The following is a 19908-nucleotide window of genomic DNA, read 5'->3' as shown; positions in this document are numbered from 1 at the left end:
CGCCGAGCGGTCAATCGCTCCAGACCAGGCGCAGGCTCTCGAACTGCTCGAACATGTGCCGGTCCATCAGGCGGACCAGCTCGGGGTCGAACTGCCGCCCCGACTGCTCGCGGATGTAGAGCTGCGCCTCCTTCACGGTCCACGCCGGCCTGAACGGCCGCGGGGTGCGCAGCACGTCGTACACGTCGCAGAGCGCGACGATGCGCGCGGACAGGGGGATGGCCTCGCCCTTGAGCCCCGCAGGGTAACCGCTGCCATCCCAGCGCTCGTGATGGTGCAGCGCGACCTCCGCGGCGAGCTGCAGCAGCGGATTGGCCGCGGAGTCGCTGAGGAACTGGTGGCCCAGCTGCGCATGCCGGCGCATCACCTGCGTCTCCGCCTCGTCGAGCGGGCCGGGCTTGAGCAGGATGTAGTCGGGAATGCCAACCATGCCGACATCGTGCATGGTCGCGGCCACCCGCAGCTGGCCGACCCACTCCTCCCGGCAGCCGCAGGCACGCGCCAGCAGGGCGACGCTCTCGCCGATGCGCATCATGTGGTGGCCATTCTGGTTGTCGCGGTATTCGGTGACGCGCACCAGACAGCGGACGATGGTTTCCGTGGCCTTCTCGAGCTCGCGGCCGTGCTCCTCGACGCGCTGCTCGAGCCAGCGCCGCTCCTGGTCCAGCTCGAGACGGGTGAACCAGAGGTTGAGGTGGTTGCGCAGACGCAGGAGCATCTCCCGGTGGTCGACCGGCTTGCACAGATAGTCGCTGACGCCCAGGTCGAGGGCGCGGTGGCGGCTCTCCACGTCGTTGCGGCAGGAAACCGCGAGTATCGGCTGGTTTTCCGGCAGGTACTTGCGCAGCAGCCGCAGGATCTCGAAACCACCCGGGCGGGACATGTCGAGATCGAGCAGCAGCAGATCCCAGGTGTTTTCCAGCAGCCAGGCCAGACCGTTCGCGGGATCGGCCAATACCCGCGTGTTCTTCAGGCCGGCCGCCTCGAGGGCATCCTGCAGCAGGCTCAAGCTGCCGGCGCTACTCTCCAGCAAAGCGATGCTGGCCTGGCGCAGGTGTTCGGGAATGTTCGGCATGAGCTTCCGTCCTTTGAAATCGAGCGCCTGAGCCCCGAAGATCCCGGATCTGACGGGATGGGGTCAAGCTGCGAAGTCCCTGGCGCCGAGGCGCTCGAAAGGATGTCCGGACAGCGGCGCTGTTCAAGCCGCCATCTGCAGCCAGTATGGCACATGGCTGCGGCCGGCAAGGCCGGGGCGCCCGCTCCTGATCGGCAACCTGACAAAAGCGTAATCTTCGTCTCAGCTTCCCGACAGCTTGCGCCGGCTATGGTGTGACCATATCGAGGGAATTCCGCCGCAGGCGGATCAGCCCGGGAGCGCCGCTGCGCGCCCCCGAAAAGACGGGACAGGAACAGCATGCCATCTCTGACTTCACGACGAACCTTCCTCAAGGGCCTGGCTGCCGGCGGCGTGCTCGCCGGCCTCGGCCTGTGGCGCCAGCCGGTGTGGGCGCTGGACCGGCCCGGCCAGCCGGGCGTGCTGGCCGGCACCCAGTTCGACCTGACCATCGACGAGCTGCCGGTCGACTTCACCGGCAAGGCGCGCACCGCCGTGGCGGTCAACGGCAGCCTGCCGGCGCCGCTGCTGCGCTGGCGCGAGGGCGACGTGGTGACCCTGCGGGTGCGCAACCGCCTCAAGGAGGACACCTCGATCCACTGGCACGGCATCCTGCTGCCGGCCAACATGGACGGCGTGCCGGGCTTCAGCTTCGCCGGCATCGCCCCGGACGGCATGTACGAATACAAGTTCAAGGTGAAGCAGAGCGGCACCTACTGGTACCACAGCCATTCCGGCTTCCAGGAACAGCGCGGCCTCTACGGCCCGCTGGTGATCGACCCGCTGGAGCCGGAGCCGTTCCAGTACGAGCGCGACTACGTGGTGATGCTCTCCGACTGGACCGACGAGAACCCGGCGCGGGTGCTGGCCAAGCTGAAGAAGCAGGCCGACTACTACAACCAGCACCGCCGCACCGTCGGCGACTTCATCCGCGACGTCGGCGAACAGGGCTGGAGCGATACCTTCAGCGAGCGCTGGGCCTGGGCGAAGATGAACATGAGCCCGACGGATCTGGCCGACGTCAGCGGCGCCACCTACACCTACCTGCTCAACGGCCAGGCACCGGACGGCAACTGGACCGGACTGTTCCAGCCGGGCGAGCGCATCCGCCTGCGCCTGATCAACGCCGCGGCGATGACCTACTTCGACTTCCGCATCCCCGGCCTCAAGCTCACCGTGGTCGCCGCCGACGGCCAGAACGTCGAGCCGGTCGAGGTCGACGAGATCCGCCTGGGCGTGGCGGAAACCTACGACGTGATCGTCACCCCGGATGGCAGTCAGGACGCCTACACCCTGTTCGCCCAGTCCATGGACCGCAGCGGCTACGCCCGCGGCACCCTGGCGCTGCGCGAGGGCCTCTCCGCACCGGTGCCGGCGCCCGATCCGCGCCCCGAACTGAGCATGGCCGACATGGGCCATGGCGATCATGGCGCGCATGGCAGCCATGGTTCAGCCACGACCGGCATGGACCATGCCGCAATGAACCACGGCGACATGAGCCACGGCGCAGCGACGCAGGGCGGCATGGCGCACGCGGCCATGGCCGGGATGGATCACGGGCAGATGGCGGGCATGGACCACGGCAGCATGGCCGGCATGAATCACGGTGCGCCGGCCGGCGCGGCCATAGCCATGCAGGGTCACCCGGCCAGCGAGGCGAACAATCCGCTGATCGACATGCAGACCATGGCGCCCACCGCCAAGCTGGACGATCCGGGCATCGGCCTGCGCGACAACGGCCGCCGCGTGCTGACCTACGCCGACCTGCGCAGCCGCTTCGCCGACCCGGACGGCCGCGCCCCGAGCCGCACGATCGAGCTGCACCTGACCGGCCACATGGAGCGCTTTTCCTGGTCGATCGACGGCGTGCCCTTCGCCCACGCCGAGCCGATCCGCCTCAAGTACGGCGAGCGCATGCGCATCGTGCTGGTCAACGACACCATGATGCACCACCCCATCCACCTGCACGGCCTGTGGAGCGACCTGGAGGACGAGCAGGGCAACTTCAGGGTGCGCAAGCACACCATCGACATGCCGCCCGGTGCGATCCGCAGCTACCGCGTCACCGCCGACGCCCTCGGCCGCTGGGCCTACCACTGCCACATGCTGATGCACATGGACCTCGGCATGTTCCGCGAAGTCCGCGTCGAGGAATGAGGAGACACCCGATGACCACCTTCACCAAGCGCAACACCCTGCTCGCCTCCGCCCTGGCCTTCGGTCTGCTGGCCGCCCTGCCCCTGTCGCAGGCCGTGGCGCAGAACGAGCACGAAGGGCACCACCCGCAGAACGCACCGGCCGCCGCCAGGCAGGCCCAGGGCAACATGGGCAAGAGCCAGCAGATGCCGCAAGGCGGCATGATGGATCACAGCCAGATGGGCCATGGCGGCATGAGCCACGAGCAGATGATGCAGCAGATGCACGAGCAGCACATGAACAACGGCCAGATGGACCACGGCAACATGGGCCAGGGGCAGATGAACCACGGCAGCATGCCGCCGGCCAAGGCCGCGCCCCAAACCAAGGACGGGAAAAATGGCCAGTAAGCTTCCCCTCGCCCTGGCCCTGAGCCTCGGCCTGATCGCCGCCGCGCAGGCGGCCGAGCCGGAGGATCACTCCAGCCATGCCGGCCATGGCGAAACCGCTGCCGAGGCGGCATCGGCCGAGAGCGACGAGCACAGCGCCCATCACCCGCAGACAGCCGCACCTGCAGCGGCGCCGGCGGCTGCAGGCATGCCGATGATGGATCACGGGCAGATGGGCCATGGCGGCATGGGCCATGAGCAGATGATGCAGATGCATCAGCAGCACATGCAGCAGATGCAGGGTGGCCAAGCGGGCCACGGCGGCATGAGCCACGAGCAGATGATGCAGATGCATCAGCAGCACATGCAGCAGATGCAGCAGATGCAGCAGATGCAGCAGATGCAGGGCGGCCAGGCGGGCCACGGCGGCATGAGCCACGAACAGATGATGCAGATGCACCAGCAGCACATGCAGCAGATGCAGGGCCAGCCGCAGGCAGCGCCGAGCGGCGCGGAGCACGCCGGCCACCACCCCGCCGGCTACCCGGGCAGCCCGGTGCCGCCGGTCACCGACGCCGACCGCGCCGCCGCCTTCCCCGATCTGCCGCCCCACGCCATGCACCAGGGCGGGATCAACTACCTGTTCGTCGCCGACCAGCTGGAATGGCAGGACGCCGACGAGGGCAGCGCCCTGAGCTGGGACCTCAATGGCTGGGTCGGCGGCGACATCGACCGCCTCGCCTTCCGCTCCGAAGGCGAGCGGCTCAATGGCCACACCGAGGAAGCCGAGCTGCAGCTGCTGTGGAGCCACGCCATCGGCCCCTGGTGGGAAACCGTGGCCGGCGTGCGCCAGGACTTCAAGCCGGGCTCGCCGCAGACCTGGGCCGCCTTCGGCGTGCAGGGCATGCCGCTGTACGGCCTGGAGACCGAGGCCACCGCCTTCCTCGGCGAGGCCGGGCAGAGCGCCCTGCGCCTCAGCGCCGAGTACGACATCCTGCTGACCAACCGGCTGATCCTGCAGCCCGCCGCCGAGGCCAACCTGTACGGCCGCAACGACGACGAGCGTGGCGTCGGCTCGGGCTTCAGCGACCTCGAACTGGGCCTGCGCCTGCGCTACGAGATCCGCCGCGAGTTCGCCCCCTACATCGGCGTCAACTGGCATCGCGCCTACGGCAACACCGCCGACCTGCTGCGCGAAGACGACGAGGATGTCAGCGAGGCTCGCCTGGTCGCCGGTGTGCGCTTCTGGTTCTGAGGCAGATAAATGAAAAGAACAATAACCACCCTGACGCTGGCCGGCCTTGCGGCCACCGCGGCCGGCGCCGGCATCATCTGGTCCGGGCTGATCAACGTCGGCGCCGACGATCCGCACCTCGACAGCGTGCACGCCCTGCTGAGCGCCACCCGCGAGCGCTCGATCGCCGTGCGCGCCGCCGACATCCCGGTGCCCGATCTCAGCGCCCCCGAACTGATCCGCCGCGGCGCCGGCAACTACCACTCCATGTGCATCGGCTGCCATCTGGCACCGGGCATGGCGCCTACCGAACTCAGCCAGAACCTCTACCCGGCGCCGCCGAACCTGGCGCAGATCGGCACCAACGGCAATCCGTCGGTCGCCTTCTGGATCGTCAAGCACGGCATCAAGGCCACCGGCATGCCGGCCTGGGGCAAGAGCATGGGCGACGAACACATCTGGGGCATGGTTGCCTTCCTGCAGCAGCTGCCGAGCCTGGACGCGGCGCAGTACCGCGCCCTGGTGGCGGCCAGCGACGGCCACTCGCACGGCGGCGGGGAAGGCGACATGCACGACCACAGCCGCCAGCACGACCACTCCGGGGCAACGCCAAGCCCGCAACCACAGGCGGCATCCCACCACGGTGATGACCACGACCAGGAAGTCGCCAACGCACCGGCAGCCCCGGAGAAGAAGGTCCACGTGCATGCCGACGGCAAGGAGCACGTCCACCACTGAGGCAGGCGCCGTTCCTAATGGTGCCGATCCGGCCGCTCCAGCCCCAGCTTCTCGATGCGATAGCGCAGCATGTCGCGGCTCAGGCCCAGCAGGCGAGCCGACTTGGTGACGTTCCAGTCGGTGCGCTCCAGCGTGCGCAGCACCAGCTGGCGCTCCACCTCCGGCAGGCTGGGCGGGTCGTCATCGACCGGGGCGGCGAGCGGCGGCGGGCAATCCTCGACATGGACGGGACTGCCGTCGTGATACCCAGCCAGGCTCAGCTGGTCGGGGGTGATCCGCGTGCCGCGGGCGAGCAGCACGGTCTGCTCGAGCATGTTGCGCAGCTCGCGCACGTTGCCCGGCCAGTCGTAGCTTCTCAGCAGGGCCTCGGCCTCGACGGTGAACTGCAGGTCGGACTTGCCGTAGCGGCGGCCGTGCAGGGCGAGGAAATGGCGGGCCAGGGTGAGAACGTCGCCACCGCGCTCGCGCAGCGGCGGCACCTGGATGGCGATGATGCGCAGGCGGTAGAACAGGTCGCGGCGGAACCGCCCGTCCCTGACCATCTGCTCCAGGTCGCAGTTGGTGGCGCTGATGATGCGCAGGTCGACCTTGCGCTCCTTGACCGAGCCCAGGCGGCGGATGGTGCGGTCCTCCAGCAGCTTGAGCAGCTTGGCCTGCAGCGCCAGGTCGATCTCGCCCACCTCGTCGAGGAACAGGGTGCCGCCGTCGGCGGCCTCGACCAGGCCGGCACGGCGCTCCTTGGCGTCGGTGTAGGCGCCCTTCTCGTGACCGAACAGCTCGGCCTCCAGCAGGTGCGAGGGGATCGAGGCGCAGTTGACCTCGACGAACGGCCCGTCGCGACGCACGCCGTCGTAGTGCAGGGCGCGGGCGATCAGCTCCTTGCCGGTGCCGGTCTCGCCGTTGATCAGCACCACCGGCAGGTCGCTGTCGGTCATGTGGCTTTCCGCCTCCAGCACCTGGTGCACCATCGCCTTGAGCGCCCGCATCGGCGCCGACTCGCCGATCAGCGCGTCCAGCCCGGCGCCGCGGGCATCGCGATGCTGGTAGAAGGACAGACGATGCTCGAGCTGGCGGGTCTCGATGGCCCGCTCGATCAGCAGCTTGAGCTCGGCCAGCACCACCGGCTTGGTGAGGAAATCGTAGGCGCCGGCCTTCATGGCCTCGACAGCGCACTCGATGTTGCCGTGGGCGGTCATCATCACCGTCTTCACCTGGGCGTCCAGGCTGCGCACCTGGCGGATCAGCTCGATGCCGGTCATCCCCGGCAGGCAGTGATCGGTGAGCAGCACGTCGGGATGCTGGCAGGCCAGGCAATCCAGCGCCTGTTCGGCACTGGAGCAGACCTGCGCCTCGTAGCCCTTGCGCTCGAGGTAGGTGCGGATGTTGTCCGCCAGGGTTTCGTCGTCCTCGACGATCAGTACGCTGTGCTCCACGACGTCAGCCTCCCTCGGCCACCCTGAAGCTCAGGCACACATGGGTGCCTACCTGCTCGCGGCTGGTCAGGCTGACCGCGCCGCCGAATCGCTCCATGATCCGCTTGACCAGCGACAGGCCGACCCCCAGCCCGCCGCGCTTGGTCGAATAGAACGGCTTGAACGCCAGCACCTGCTGCTGCTCGCTCATTCCGATACCGGTGTCGCTGACGCTCAGGATCAGCCGCTTGCGGCGCTGGTCGCGGGTCAGCTCCAGGCGCAGGCGTCCGCCCTTGGGCATCGCCTCGAGGGCGTTGGCCAGCACGCTGTTGAGCGCCTGGTTGAGCAGCACCGGATGGCTGAGCACCTTGGGCGCCGCCGCCGGCGACCACTCCAGCTGGATGCCGGCCTTGGCGATCTGCGGCTCGAAGGTGTTCAGCACCTCGTTGACCGCGCCGACCAGGTCCACCGCCTCGTGCTCGTCGTTGAGCTGACTGGAGCACAGCAGCAGCTCGCGCACCCATTTCGACAGGCGGTCGACCTGCAGGACGATGTCGTGGATGTTCTTGCGCGCCGGCGAGCAGTCCAGGTCCAGCGCCAGTTCGGCACTGGTGCGGATGGCGGCCAGCGGATTGCGCAGGCCGTGGGCCACCGCCGAGGACATCTCGCCGAGGGCCACCAGGGTCTCGTTCTCGATCAACTGGTGCTGCTGCGCGGCCAGCAGCCGCGAGGCGCGCCGCACGATCCAGAACAGGCCGAGATAGATCAACCCGCCGCCCAGCCCCGCCGCCAGCCACAGCAGCAGGTAGGCGCGCTCCATGCGCGCGATCAGGTCGGCCGGCTCCTTGTAGATCTCCACCACCGACACCACGTTGCCGGCATTGTCCGTCAGCGGGATGTAGTTCTCGAAATAGAGGCCCTGGGGACTGCGGATGAACTGCTGCTCGGTGCGACCGCCTTCCACCCGCCAATGGGCGTGGGCGACATGGGTCTTGACCTCGAATGCCTGCTCGAGCTCCTCGCGGTCGAGCAGGCGACGGCCGACCAGCTCCGGATTGGTCGACCAGACGATGGTGCGGTCGGGAGCGAAGATGTTGGTCTGCAGGGCATCGGGCAGGCTGGAGACATGGTCGAAGAACTCGCGGCGCACCCGCTCCAGATGCAGGCGGTCGATACCGTCCGCCGAGCCATCCTCGCGGGAATCGAGGAACTCGCCCATGGTCACGCCCGGCCCGAAGTTGGCATGGCGGATCTCGCCCTCGGTGAGGGCGCGGATGAACTGGGCGGTAAGCAGAGCGTCGCGCTCGATGCTCTCGACGACGGCGTAGCGCGTTGCGCTGATCGCCAGCGACACGGCGACCGCGGCGATCAGGCCGAAGCTGACCAGCGAGAACCATCTGAGCAGATTGAATGGTTGCGGACCCGACACCATCACCATCCCCTTGTTTTTTATTATGGCGGGAGGACAGCCCCCTCCACTTGCCCCCGGCTGTCTTCCCGCACGGTTCCCTGTGTGCTCTGTCACAAACATAGTCCAGCGCGGACGCTGCCAAGTGGCCATCAGTGCCCGGCTGGGGAAAAACACCCGTTTGCCGACGGGCGGCAGTGCGGGGAATGCCGCCGGCAAAGCTGGTAGACTGTCGCGGTTTTTTCCAGCCCGTGAGTGTCGCCGTGGAACTGTTCAAGGAATTCACCTTCGAAGCCGCCCATCTCCTGCCCCACGTTCCCGAGGGTCACAAGTGCGGACGCCTGCACGGCCATTCGTTCCGCGTGGCGATCTACATCGAGGGCGAAGTCGATCCCTACACCGGCTGGATCCGTGATTTCTCCGAGATCAAGGCGATCTTCAAGCCGATCTACGACCGCCTCGACCACTACTACCTGAACGACATCCCCGGCCTCGAGAACCCCACCAGCGAGAACCTCTCGAAGTGGATCTGGCAGCAGCTCAAGCCGCTGCTGCCGGAGCTGTCGCGGGTGCGCGTGCACGAGACCTGCACCAGCGGCTGCGAATACCGCGGCGACTGATCCGCAGGCTGCGCCGTGGCGGTCGCTGCCGATGCCCATGCGCCGAGTTCGCCGTCGCTGCCGCAGGCGCGCGAGCGCGGCCTCGACCTGGTCAAGTGGCTGGCGCTGGCCAGCATGGCCGTCGACCACCTGCGTTTCCTGATTCCCGGCCACGCCCTGCTCGGCTGGAGCTTCGTCCCCGGCCGGCTGGCCTTCCCGCTGTTCTGCCTGGCGCTGGCCGCCAACCTGGCGCGCCGCCCGCCCGGCGCGTTCGGCGCCAGCGAGCGCCGGCATCTCGGCGCCCTGCTGCTGTTCGCCGTGCTCAGCGAGCCGGCCCACGACCTGATGCTGGGCAACGCGCACAAGTTCAACATCCTGGTCAGCCTGGCCATCGGCTGGGGCATCGCCTGGGGCTGCAACGCCCTGCAGCGCGGGCCGCTGCTGCTGGCCGGCCTGCTCGCCGCCGGCGCCGCCTGGCTGCACGGCAGCCTGACCTACGGGATGCTCGGCGTGCTCTTGCCGACCCTGTGCCTGCTCGCCCTGCAGCGCGGCGGCCCGTGGCCGGCGCTGGCGACCCTGACGGTGCTGCTGGCCAACCTGACCCCGCGGCTGTCCGCCGCCCTGCAGGCCGGAGAGCCGCGCGACTGGCTGATCGCCGGTGCCTGCCTCGCGGCCCTGCCGCTCGGCCTGTGGCTGCTGCGCACGGCGCTGCCGGTGACCCTGCGCGTCCCGGCGGTCGGCCGCTGGGCCTACTTCTTCTATCCGCTGCACATGCTGGCGATCGCCGCAGCCGCCTGGCTGCTGCGCATGCCTTGAGGGAGCGAACCATGCGCCTGATCCACACCTCCGACTGGCACCTGGGGCAGACCCTGCACGGCCAGGACCGCGACTGCGAACACGCCGCCTTCCTCGCCTGGCTGCTCGATACCCTGGTGGACCAGCGGGCCGACGCCCTGCTGATCGCCGGCGACCTCTTCGACACCGTCAACCCGCCGCTCAGGGCCCAGGAGCGCCTGTACGACTTCGTGGTCGAGGCGCACCGCCGCCTGCCGCGCCTGGACATCGTGATGATCGCCGGCAACCACGACTCGGGCGGGCGCATCGAGCTGCCGGCGCCGCTGATGCGCCGCCTCAACGCCCACGCCCTCGGCCGCGTCGAGTGGCTGGACGAGGACGCGCTGGACAGCGACCGCCTGCTGCTGCCGCTGCACCGCGAGGACGGCGAGATCGGTGCCTGGTGCCTGGCGCTGCCGTTCCTGCGCCCGGCCGAGGTCACCGGCGGCGCGGTGGGCGACGACTACCTGGCCGGCATCGAGCGGGTGCACCGCGAGCTGATCGCCGCCGCCGAGGCGCGCCGCACGTCGCAGCAGGCACTGGTGGCGGTCAGCCACGCGCACATGGCCGGGGCGGCGGTGTCCGAGGACTCCGAGCGCAACATCGTGATCGGCAACGCCGAGGCGCTGCCGGCCAGCCTGTTCCCCGAAGCCATCGCCTACGTCGCCCTCGGCCACCTGCACAAGCCGCAGCAGGTCTCAGGTCAACCACGCATCCGCTACAGCGGCGCGCCGCTGCCGCTGTCGTTCGCCGAGGTCAACTATCCGCATCAGGTGCTGCTGGTCGAGCTGGACGGCGCCGCGCTGCACGGCGTCGAGGCGATCCGCGTGCCGCGCGCGGTGGACATGCTGCGCATCGGCCCAGCGCCCCTTGCCGAGGTGCTGGAACAGCTCGCCGCCCTGCCCGCCAGCGCGCTTGAGCGCGAACGCCAGCCCTGGCTGGAGGTGCGCGTGCAGCTGGAGCAGCCGCAGCCCGACCTGCGCCAGCAGATCGAGGCGGCGCTGGACGGCAAGGGCTGCCGCCTGGTGCGCATCGCCAGCGAATACCGCGGACGCGGCGAGGAAGCCGCCCCGCTGGTCGGCCTCGACCAGCTCGACCCGCAGGAGCTGTTCCGCCGCAGCTGGCAGGCCGAATACGGCAGCGAGGCCGACGCCCAGGTGCTGGAGGACTTCCTGACCCTGCTGCAGACCGTGGAACTCGAAGGAGAGCCGGCATGAAGATCCTCGCCATCCGCCTGAAGAACCTCGCCTCGCTGGCCGGCGAGCAGGAAGTCGACTTCACCGCCGAGCCGCTGGCCAGCGCCGGGCTGTTCGCCATCACCGGGCCGACCGGCGCCGGCAAGAGCACCCTGCTCGACGCCCTGTGCCTGGCGCTGTTCGGCGAGACGCCGCGCCTGCAGCACGCCAGGGCTGCCCTCAAGGTGCCGGACGGCAGCGACAACGAGGCCCTCGGCAGCGACGACGGCCGCAACCTGCTGCGCCGCGGCGCCAGCGGCGGCTTTGCCGAGGTGGACTTCGTCGGCGTCGACGGCAAGCGTTACCGGGCCCGCTGGGAAGTGCGCCGCGCCCGCGACAAGGCCAGCGGCAAGCTGCAGAACAGCCAGCAGAGCCTGCGCGACCTGGACGGCGACCAGCTGCTGGCCACCGCCAAGCGCGAGTTCGCCGAGCAGATGGAGCAGCGCCTGGGCCTCAACCTGCAGCAGTTCACCCGCGCCGTGCTGCTGGCGCAGAGCGAGTTCAGCGCCTTCCTCAAGGCCGACGACAACCAGCGCGGCGAACTGCTGGAGAAGCTCACCGACACCGGCGTGTACAGCCGCATCGGCAAGGCCGCCTACGCCGCCGCCAAGCGCGCCCGCGAAGCGCTGGAGGAGCTGGAGCGCCAGGCCGGCGGCATCCGCCCGCTGGCCGACGAGGAGCGCCAGGCACTGGAGCAGCAGCACGCCGATGCCGCCGCCCGGCTCAAGGCCGAGCAGGCCGCCCTGCAGAATCTGCAGCAGCAGCGCCAGTGGCTGGCCGAGCGTGATCGCCTGCAGGCCGAGCAGCAGGCGGCGCAGGGCCAGCTGGACGCCGCCCTCGCCCATCAGGCGAGCCTGGCCGGCGAACGCCAGACCCTCGCGCTGCTCGAACAGCTCGCCCCCGAGCGCCACCGCTTTGCCCGCCAGGGCGAGCTGGGGCCGCTGCTGGCCGGACTGGAATCCGACCTGCAGCGCCATGGCGAGCAGCAGCAGGCGCTGCAGCAGCGCCTGGGCGAGCGGGAAGCGGCTGCCCGACAGACTGCAGCCGCACAGGAAACCGCCGAGCAGGCCCGCCAGCAGGCCGAGGCGCCGCTGCGCCAGGCCTACGGCGAGGAGCAGCGCCTGACCGAACTGCAGCAGGAGCTGACCCGGGCGCAGCAGACCGAGCAGCAGGCGCGCGACGCCTGGAGCGCCGGGGAAACCGCGCTGGCGCAACTGCAGGAACGGCAGACCCGCCTGAGCGGCCAGCAGGCCGCACTGGCCGAGGGCCTGCAGCGCAGCAGCGCCCTGCACGCGCTGGGCGCCGCCTGGGACGGCCACCGTCCGCGCCTGCAACAGGCCGTGCAACTGGCCAACCAGCTGAGCAAGGGCCGCGAGGAACTGCCGGCGCTGGAGTCTGCCGCCACGGCGGCAGAGCAGCAGCTGCGCCACGCCCGCCAGCAGCTCGACGCCCTGCAACAGCAACTGGGCGGCGACAGCCCCGCCGAGCAGCTCGACCGCCTGCAGCAACAGCTCGACGGCTGGCGCCCGCGACTGCACAGCCTCGACCAGACGCAACGCCACTGGCTGCGCCGCGAGGAGCTGGCCGTCAGCCTGGCCACCGTGCAGACGCGCAGCGCCGAACTCCAGGCCGAGCGCGAGCAGTGCGTGGCCAGCGGCAAGGCGGTCGGCGCCGAGCTGCAGAACGCGGAGCAGGCGCTCAAGGTCACCCTCGAGCTGCTGGAACGCCAGCGCCTGGCGCGCAGCGCCAGCGTCGAGGCGCTGCGCGCGCAATTGCAGGACGGCGAGCCCTGCCCGGTATGCGGCAGCGCCGAGCACCCGTATCACCACGGCGATGCGCTGCTCGCCGCCCTCGCCAGCCAGGACGAGGCCGAAGCCAGCCGCGCCCGGCAGCAGGTCGACCGGCTCCGCGAACAGCGCGCCGGGCTGGCCGCCGAATACAAGGGACTGGAGCGCCAACTGGCCGACGCCGCTCAGGAACAGCAACGCATCGGCAGCGAACTCGCGGCGCTGGACGCCACGCTCGCCAGTCACGACGCACTGCTCGCCCAGCCGGCCGCGCAGCGCAGCGCCTGGCTGGCCGGACAACTGGCCGAACTGCGCCAGTCCATCCAGCAGGCCGAGCAGCGCCAGGGCGAGCTGCTGGCCCAGCAGCGGCGCAGCGAACAGCTGCAGGACCAGCTGCGGGCGGCCGACAAGGCCAGCGAGACCGCCCGCCAGCAGCTGGAGCACCAGCGCCAGCGGCTTACCGCCGACCAGCAGCGCCTGACCGCCGAGCTGCAGACCTTCGCCGACCTGCTGCCCGGCGACTGGCTGCAACGCTGGCAGGCCGAGCCGGCGCGCAGCTTCATGGAACTGGACCGCCAGGTGGCGGAACGCCTGCAGCAGCTGGACGAGCAGCGCGAGCTGGACGCGGAATACCGCGAGCGGCAGACCGTTCTGGACAAGGAACGCAACGACCAGTCCCATCGCCAACGGGCGCTGCAGGCCTGCAGCGCCCGCCTGGGCGAACTGGAGCAACTGCGCCAAACGGCCGAATCCAGCCTGCGCCAGTGCCTGGGCGAACAGCACAGCGCGGCCGCCTGGCAACGCCAGCTGGAGCAGGCGGAAAGCCAGGCCCACGCTGCCGCCAACGCCGCCGGCGAGGCGCTGCAGCAGGCCCGCCAGCAGCAGATCAAACTCGCCGGCGAGGGACACAACCTGCGCCAGCGCCAACAGGCGCTGCACACCGAGCAGGCCGACCTGCAGCGTGAACTGAGCGCCTGGCGCGCCGGCCACCCGCAGCTGGACGACGCCACCCTCGCCGCCCTGCTGGCCCGCCCGGCCGGCGATCTCGCCTTGCTGCGCGAGCAGCTGAAGGCCGCCGAGGATGCCGTGACCCAGGGCCGGGTGCGCCTGGACGAGCGCAGCCAGCAACTGACCGCGCATCTGGCCAGGGTCGACGCAGCCCCCGAGCCGGCCGCCCTGGAGCTGGCGCTGGACGAGCAGCACCTGCGCTGCGAGCAGGCCGAACAGCAGGCCACCGACCTGCGCGCCTCGCTGGTCGAGGACGACCGCCGCCGCCAGCAGAGCCGCGAGCTGCTCGAACGCATCGCCGCCGCACAGGCCGAACACCTGCGCTGGGGGCGGATCAGCGCGCTGATCGGCTCGGCCGACGGCGCCACCTTCCGCAAGATCGCCCAGGGCTACAACCTCGACCTGCTGGTGCAGCACGCCAACCTGCAGCTGCGCCAGCTGGCCCGGCGCTACCGCCTGCAGCGCGGCGGCAGCGCGCTGGGCCTGCTGGTGCTGGATACCGAGATGGGCGACGAGCTGCGCTCGGTGCATTCGCTGTCCGGCGGCGAGACCTTCCTGGTCTCGCTGGCCCTGGCGCTGGGCCTGGCGTCGATGGCGTCGAGCAAGCTGCGCATCGAGTCGCTGTTCATCGACGAGGGCTTCGGCAGCCTCGACCCCGAGTCGCTGCAACTGGCCATGGACGCGCTGGACAACCTGCAGGCCCAAGGCCGCAAGGTGGCGGTGATCTCCCACGTGCAGGAGATGCACGAGCGCATCCCGGTGCAGATCCGCGTGCAGCGCCAGGGCAACGGGGCGAGCGCGTTGCGCGTGGTCGGCTGAAAACGGTGCGCACGGCGCACCCTACGGCGTGTGCCGGGTAGGGTGCGCCGTGCGCACCAGAAGGCAGGGTGGGAAACAGCCACCGGCATTTCCTACCGGCGGAGCCGCTCAAGGTGGAAAATCGCTACGCGAGTTTTCCACCCTACGCAGGTGTCGAGCAGCGTAGGGTGGACAACGGAGCAGCCTTGTCCACCAGCGTGGCCAACGGTGGGCAATCGCTGCGCGAGTTGCCCACCCTACGCCGTTACACCGACGCCTTGACGCTCGCCCGCTGCCGCTCCAGCAGCCTGCGCAGCTGCTGGTCGAGCTTGTCGAGGCTGCCGGCGGGGTCGAGCCAGTAGTCGGTGGACCACAGCCGCAGGATCTCCCAGCCGAGGCCGCGCAGCACGCTCTCGCGGATCTTGTCGCGGTCGCGGGCGGTGGCCGAGCGGTGGTAGGTGGCGCCGTCGCACTCGATGCCGGCCAGATAGCGCCCCGGCACGTCGGGGTCGACCACGCCCAGATCGATGCGAAAACGTGACACGCCGACCTGCGGGTGCAGCACCCAGCCCTTCTCGGCCAGGGCGCGCGCCACCGCTTCCTCGAACGGCGAGTCGAAGCCGCCCACCGAGCCGTGCACCGCCTCGTCCAGCGCGCGCGCGCCGCGCTCGGCGAATTCGAGGAAGTGCCGCAGATCCTTCACTCCCTCGGCGGCGCTGCGCGACAGGTCGATCTGCTCCGGGCGCAGACTGGTGAACACCTTGAGTTCGCTGCGCGCACGGGTGATCGCCACGTTGAGGCGGCGCTCGCCGCCGCTCTTGTTCAGCGGGCCGAAGTTCATGCTGACCAGGCCGAGGCTGTCCGGGCCGAAGGTGGTGCTGAACAGGATCAGGTCGCGCTCGTCGCCCTGCACCGATTCGAGGTTCTTGACGAACACCGGCTCGATCAGCGCCTCGTCGAAGTGGCGATCCAGCGCCGGGTTGCGCCGCCGCGCGGCGTCCAGCAGGTCGAGGATCAGGGTCTGCTGCTTCTGGTTGAAGGTGACCACGCCGAGGGTCAGCTTGCCCGGCTCGACGTTCTCCAGCCGTTGCTCGATCTCGGCGACCACGGCGTCGGCCTCGGCGCGGTTGGTCTGGCTGCCGCCGCGGTCGTAGCTGCCGGCGACGTACTGCAGGTTGACCGCGCGGTCCTCGGTGGCCGGCGACGGGAAGGTGATCAGCCCGCCCTTGTAGTAGCGGTGGTTGGAGAAGGCGATCAGGCTCTCGTGCCGCGAGCGGTAGTGCCAGGACAGGCCCACGGTCGGCAGGTTGGCGCCGAGCAGTTCGTCGAGGATGCTCTCCAGATCCTCGTCGTCGCTGCCCTCCTCCTCGCCGGCCTGCGCCGCGGCGAAGAAGCTGGTCGGCGGCAGCTGCTTGGGATCGCCGACCACCACGGTCTGGCGGCCGCGGGCGATGGCGCCGATGGCGTCCCACACGGTGATCTGCGAGGCCTCGTCGAAGATCACCAGGTCGAAGGCCTGGCCGGCCGGCAGGTACTGGGCGATGGACTGCGGCGACATCAGCAGGCACGGGGTCAGCGCGCCGATGGCACTGGGCGCCTCGGCGAGCAGCTGGCGCAGCGGCTTGTGGCGGGTCTTTTTCTCCAGCTCGCGGCGGACGATGCCGAACTCGCTGGACTTCTGCGCGTCCTCGCGGTCGACCAGGCCCTGGCGGATGCGCATGCGGATGCACTGCGCGGTGATCTCCCGCACGCGGTCGTCGAGGGCGCGGAAGCTGGCGATCTTGCGCTCGTGCTCGACTGATACGAAGTTGCGCAGCGCCGGGGTGGCATCGATCTTCTGCACCAGCCACCAGCGCGCGTAGTTGACCTCCAGAGCGCGCTGCGCCTGGCCGGCCGGCACGCGGCCCTGCTCGAGGGCCTCGACCAGCGGCAGCAGGCCGAGCGCCAGCGCCTCGCCGCGCACGCGCAGCCAGGCGCACCAGGCGTGCAGGCGGCCGTGGCCGGCCTGCAGGCGGGCGGTCAGTTCCAGCAGGCTTTCCAGGCCGGCGAGGCCGGGACTGTACAGCTCGTCGACGCTGCGCCCGGCCAGGCCGGCGAACTCCTCCAGCGCCTCGGCGAAGTCGCCCTGCAGCTGCAGGTAGCGGCCGCACAGGCGGCCGACCGGGGCATCGGCGGCGAGCAGTTCGTTGGCGTCGACCACCAGCAGACGCAGGCCGCTGCGCAGCGCGGCGAGCTGCTCGGGATCGGTGGCCAGCGCGGCGAGCAGCTGGCGCAGGCGCCAGGCGGTGTCGGCCAGCGCACGCAGCTGCTGCGCATCGGAGTCCAGGCCGCGCCAGCCGGGCAGGCCGTCGAGGCGGGCGAGCAGCGGCTGCAGCTCGCCATTGACCACCTGCAACTCGCACAGCGCCGGCAGATCGGCGTCGATCCGCGCGGCCTCGCCGACGCCGGCCTGTTCGTGCAGCCAGGCGTGGAACTGGCGCAGCTTGAGGATCTTCAGCGGCCACCAGCACTCGCTGGCCTCGCGCCAGCGCCGCTCCATGGCAGCGAGATCGAGGGCCAGCAGGCGCTCGCGCGGCCAGGGCACCGACAGCTCGTCCTCGGCCCTGGCGAAGCGCTCGAGCAGGCCGACCGCCCGGTTGAGCGCATCGAGGCGCTCCAGCACGTCGGCCTGGAAGGCGAAGCCCAGCTCCTTGCCGATGGTCTGCGGCAGCAGGTCGAGCAGCTGCTCCAGGGCGGCGAGCTGGCCGCGGCCATTGAGCGGGCGGATCAGGCCGAGGCGCTGACTCAGCTCGATGAGCGCACCCTGCAGGGTGCGCGCGCGCGCCGCCAGGGTCTCGGCCTGCTGCAGCAGCGCTTGCTGCCAGGCCAGGCTCCACTCCTCCATCTGCACGAAGGCCAGCGGATGGCCGGCGAGGTCGCCCAGTTCGGCAGCGTTGAGATCGATGCGCTCGGCCACCGCCAGCAGCTGCTCGCGCGCAGCGGCGTCGTGCTGGTCGGCGCTGGCCCAGCGCAGGCGCACCTCCGGAACCTGCGCGCCGGCCACCACGGTGGCCAGCGCCTGGCGGACGCTCAGGCCGTTGCGGCGGGGCTCGTGCAGGGCCTTGACCAGTTGGTTGAGCTCGTCGCGCAGCAGGCGCAGGCGCTGGGTCTCGCGCTCCCACTCGCCCGGCCCCAGCTCGGCCCCGGCCTGCCAGGCCGCGCCGAGCTGGCGGATCACGTCCTGCTTGCGCGCCTTGTTGGAGTGCAGCTCCAGGCAGAACTCGCCGAGGCCGTGCTCGCGCAGGCGGCGGTAGACCACTTCCAGCGCCGCGGCCTTCTCGGCGACGAACAGCACGCTGCGGCCGAGCGCCAGGTTGTGGGCGATCATGTTGGCGATGGTCTGCGACTTGCCGGTGCCCGGCGGGCCGATCATCACGAAGTTGCGCCCCTCGGCGGCGGCCACCACCGCGGCGAGCTGCGAGGAATCGGCGGACAGCGGAGTGAACAGCTGCTCGGGGCTCAGCCGGCGGTCCAGCTCGCGCGGCTCGACGAACTCGCCGCTCTGCGCGAACGGCTCGCGCGGGGTGTCGAGCAGATGGCGCACCACCGGGTTGTCCTTGAGCTGCTCGACGCGGTCGACCAGATCCTTCCACATCAGGTACTTGGCGAAGGAGAAGGTGCTCAGCAGCACCTCGTCGACCACCTCGAAGCCGTCCAGCTCGAGCACCTCGCGGCGCAGGCGGGTGAGGATGCCGGCGATGTCCAGGCCGCGCTCGTCGGTGGGCAGCAGGGCGTCGAAGCCCTGGATGTCGAGAGCGAAGTCCTGGCGCAGCATCTCCAGGAGGGTGGTGTTGAAGCGCGGCTCGTCGTCGCCGAGGCTCAGGCGGATGCCGGCGTTGATCGACTTGCGGGTCAGGCTCACCGGCACCAGGATCAGCGGCGCGCGGTAGCTGCGCTCCGGCTCGCCGGGACGCCGCCAGCGCAGCATGCCGATGGCGAGGAACAGGGTGTTGGCGCCGCCCTCCTCCAGGTCGGTGCGCGCCTTGCGGTACAGCTCGACCAGGGTGGCATCGAGCTTGTCGGCCTCCAGCGGTGCGAACAGGCGGCCCTTGGCCAGCGCGGCGAGCGCCGCCTGCGCCTGGCCGGCGGCCTCCTCGGGCGTCGCGGGGCCTTCAGCGCTGGCGGGACGCCTGGGCAGCGGATCGACGGCGAAGCTCCTGCCGTCGGCCAGCAGGTCCTCCAGCGCCGCCGGATCGGGCGACAGCAGCGGGATGGCGACCTTGCTGTCGCGCAGGTTGAGCAGCGGATTGCGCAGGGACAGGTCGAGCAGGCGGCGCTGCCACTGCGCCAGGCGCCCGCCCGGACCGGCGGGCAGCTCGTCGTCCGCCGCAGCCGGCACGGCCAGCTCCGGCGCTTCCAGCACGCGCGGGTCGGCGGCCGGCATGGCGGGCGCATCCAGCGGGCGGATCTGCGCGGTGCGCGCCTGGACGAGATCGAGCACCAGCACGAAGCGCTCGTCGTCATTCAGGCGCTGCTGGGCGGCGCGGATCGCCTCCTTGAACGGCACGCCCTGGCCGAGCAGGCCCGTGTCGAACAGCAGCACTTCCTTCAGTTGCACGCGCTTGCGCAGGGCCAGCACGTCGCTGGTGCAGATGCGCGGGAAGCCGCCCTCGCCGTTCAGCCACAGGCCGGCGTAGGCATGCTGGTCCTCCAGCACGATCAGCGGATGCAGGCCGAGGCGTTCGAGCAGCGCGGCGCACAGCAATGCCGTGTCGAGGACGCTGGCGCTGCGGCCCTGGACGATCTGCGCCGGGCTGCGCAGGCGCTGCGCCTCGCCGAGCGGCGCGGGCAGCGCCAGGCCGTCGAGGCGCAGGCTGAGCAGCACGTTCCACAGCGCCGCCGTCTGCAGGCCGAGGCGCGCGGCATCGGCGGCCGCGTAGCCGTGCAGGCTGGCGTCGTGGCCGTTGCGCCTGAGCAGTTCGCCGGCCAGCGCCAGCAGCTTGTCCAACACGCCCTGGCCGGGCAGGCAGAAGGCCGCCAGGCGCTCGGGGGCTTCGCGATAGCCGGGCCACGGGTGACGTTCGGAGCCGGCGATGTCCGTCGCCCCGGACGGCTCGTTCTCCGCGCTGCGGCTCTGCTCCGGGGCAAGGGCGTGTTCGGACATCCGGGGTCTCCAGCGGCGGGCCGCGCTACGACGGCCCGGTGCCGGCGCAACGGCGCCGGCAGCAGTGTTCATG

12 protein-coding genes are annotated in these 19908 nt (G+C 70.6%); 8 read left to right on the top strand and 4 right to left on the bottom strand.

The genetic code is table 11. The features are described from left to right. Positions 1-10 precede the first annotated feature (10 nt). Positions 11-1075, bottom strand: a complete 1065-nt coding sequence (locus tag RA210_RS19005; RefSeq protein ID WP_201487657.1) for a response regulator — start codon at positions 1073-1075, stop codon at positions 11-13. 339 nt (positions 1076-1414) lie between these two features. Here RA210_RS19005 and RA210_RS19000 point away from each other — a divergent pair, with 339 nt between their 5' ends. The 4 genes from RA210_RS19000 to RA210_RS18985 all read left to right on the top strand — a co-directional run bounded on the left by RA210_RS19000 (position 1415) and on the right by RA210_RS18985 (position 5611). After that, positions 1415-3271, top strand: coding sequence for a copper resistance system multicopper oxidase (locus RA210_RS19000; protein ID WP_201487656.1), 1857 nt, complete (start codon positions 1415-1417; stop codon positions 3269-3271). Between the two features lie 11 nt (positions 3272-3282). Beyond that, positions 3283-3660, top strand: coding sequence for a hypothetical protein (locus RA210_RS18995; protein ID WP_236574812.1), 378 nt, complete (start codon positions 3283-3285; stop codon positions 3658-3660). Between the two features lie 304 nt (positions 3661-3964). Then, the gene (locus RA210_RS18990; protein WP_442963410.1) at positions 3965-4894 is read left to right on the top strand and encodes a copper resistance protein B; all 930 of its coding nucleotides are present in this window, start codon (positions 3965-3967) and stop codon (positions 4892-4894) included. Positions 4895-4903: 9 nt separating this feature from the next. Then, positions 4904-5611, top strand: coding sequence for a c-type cytochrome (locus RA210_RS18985; RefSeq protein ID WP_201487655.1), 708 nt, complete (start codon positions 4904-4906; stop codon positions 5609-5611). A 14-nt stretch (positions 5612-5625) separates the two neighbouring features. On the opposite strand, the gene RA210_RS18980 is transcribed toward RA210_RS18985, so the two are convergent. Then, positions 5626-7044, bottom strand: coding sequence for a sigma-54-dependent transcriptional regulator (locus tag RA210_RS18980; protein WP_201487654.1), 1419 nt, complete (start codon positions 7042-7044; stop codon positions 5626-5628). Positions 7045-7048: 4 nt separating this feature from the next. Then, positions 7049-8455: a sensor histidine kinase gene (locus RA210_RS18975; RefSeq protein ID WP_305956030.1), complete on the bottom strand. Its 1407-nt coding sequence runs from the start codon at positions 8453-8455 to the stop codon at positions 7049-7051. 239 nt (positions 8456-8694) lie between these two features. Between RA210_RS18975 and queD the strand changes: the two genes are divergently transcribed. From queD to RA210_RS18955, 4 genes are read left to right on the top strand one after another with little or no spacing between them, the layout of a single operon-like run. After that, a complete protein-coding gene (queD, locus tag RA210_RS18970; RefSeq protein ID WP_136489051.1) occupies positions 8695-9051 on the top strand; it encodes a 6-carboxytetrahydropterin synthase QueD in 357 nt (118 codons plus the stop codon). Between the two features lie 15 nt (positions 9052-9066). Further along, a complete protein-coding gene (locus tag RA210_RS18965) occupies positions 9067-9846 on the top strand; it encodes a TraX family protein (RefSeq protein WP_201487653.1) in 780 nt (259 codons plus the stop codon). Between the two features lie 11 nt (positions 9847-9857). Beyond that, a complete protein-coding gene (locus tag RA210_RS18960; RefSeq protein ID WP_136489049.1) occupies positions 9858-11081 on the top strand; it encodes an exonuclease SbcCD subunit D C-terminal domain-containing protein in 1224 nt (407 codons plus the stop codon). Continuing rightward, on the top strand, positions 11078-14713 hold the full coding sequence (locus RA210_RS18955) for an AAA family ATPase (RefSeq protein WP_201487652.1): 3636 nt from the start codon (positions 11078-11080) through the stop codon (positions 14711-14713). The genes RA210_RS18960 and RA210_RS18955 overlap by 4 nt, the downstream gene beginning before the upstream one ends. A 244-nt stretch (positions 14714-14957) precedes the next feature. Here the strand turns inward: RA210_RS18955 and RA210_RS18950 are convergent, their stop codons facing one another. Then, complete coding sequence (locus RA210_RS18950) at positions 14958-19835, bottom strand: DUF4011 domain-containing protein (RefSeq protein ID WP_201487651.1); 4878 nt, start codon at positions 19833-19835, stop codon at positions 14958-14960. Positions 19836-19908: the final 73 nt, after the last annotated feature.

It is taken from the genome of Pseudomonas sp. OF001 (assembly GCF_904426495.1).
Lineage (GTDB): Bacteria > Pseudomonadota > Gammaproteobacteria > Pseudomonadales > Pseudomonadaceae > Geopseudomonas.
Note: the sequence above shows the minus strand (reverse complement) of the source record. Positions and strands in the feature narration are given on the sequence as shown.

Excerpts from the sequence above, each read along its gene's own strand:
- RA210_RS19005 (WP_201487657.1), bottom strand. The coding sequence starts at position 1,075 with ATGCCGAACATTCCCGAACACCTGCGCCAGGCCAGCATCGCTTTGCTG.
- RA210_RS19000 (WP_201487656.1), top strand. The coding sequence starts at position 1,415 with ATGCCATCTCTGACTTCACGACGAACCTTCCTCAAGGGCCTGGCTGCC.
- RA210_RS18995 (WP_236574812.1), top strand. The coding sequence starts at position 3,283 with ATGACCACCTTCACCAAGCGCAACACCCTGCTCGCCTCCGCCCTGGCC.
- RA210_RS18990 (WP_442963410.1), top strand. The coding sequence starts at position 3,965 with ATGAGCCACGAGCAGATGATGCAGATGCATCAGCAGCACATGCAGCAG.
- RA210_RS18985 (WP_201487655.1), top strand. The coding sequence starts at position 4,904 with ATGAAAAGAACAATAACCACCCTGACGCTGGCCGGCCTTGCGGCCACC.
- RA210_RS18975 (WP_305956030.1), bottom strand. The coding sequence starts at position 8,455 with ATGGTGTCGGGTCCGCAACCATTCAATCTGCTCAGATGGTTCTCGCTG.
- RA210_RS18960 (WP_136489049.1), top strand. The coding sequence starts at position 9,858 with ATGCGCCTGATCCACACCTCCGACTGGCACCTGGGGCAGACCCTGCAC.
- RA210_RS18955 (WP_201487652.1), top strand. The coding sequence starts at position 11,078 with ATGAAGATCCTCGCCATCCGCCTGAAGAACCTCGCCTCGCTGGCCGGC.
- RA210_RS18950 (WP_201487651.1), bottom strand. The coding sequence starts at position 19,835 with ATGTCCGAACACGCCCTTGCCCCGGAGCAGAGCCGCAGCGCGGAGAAC.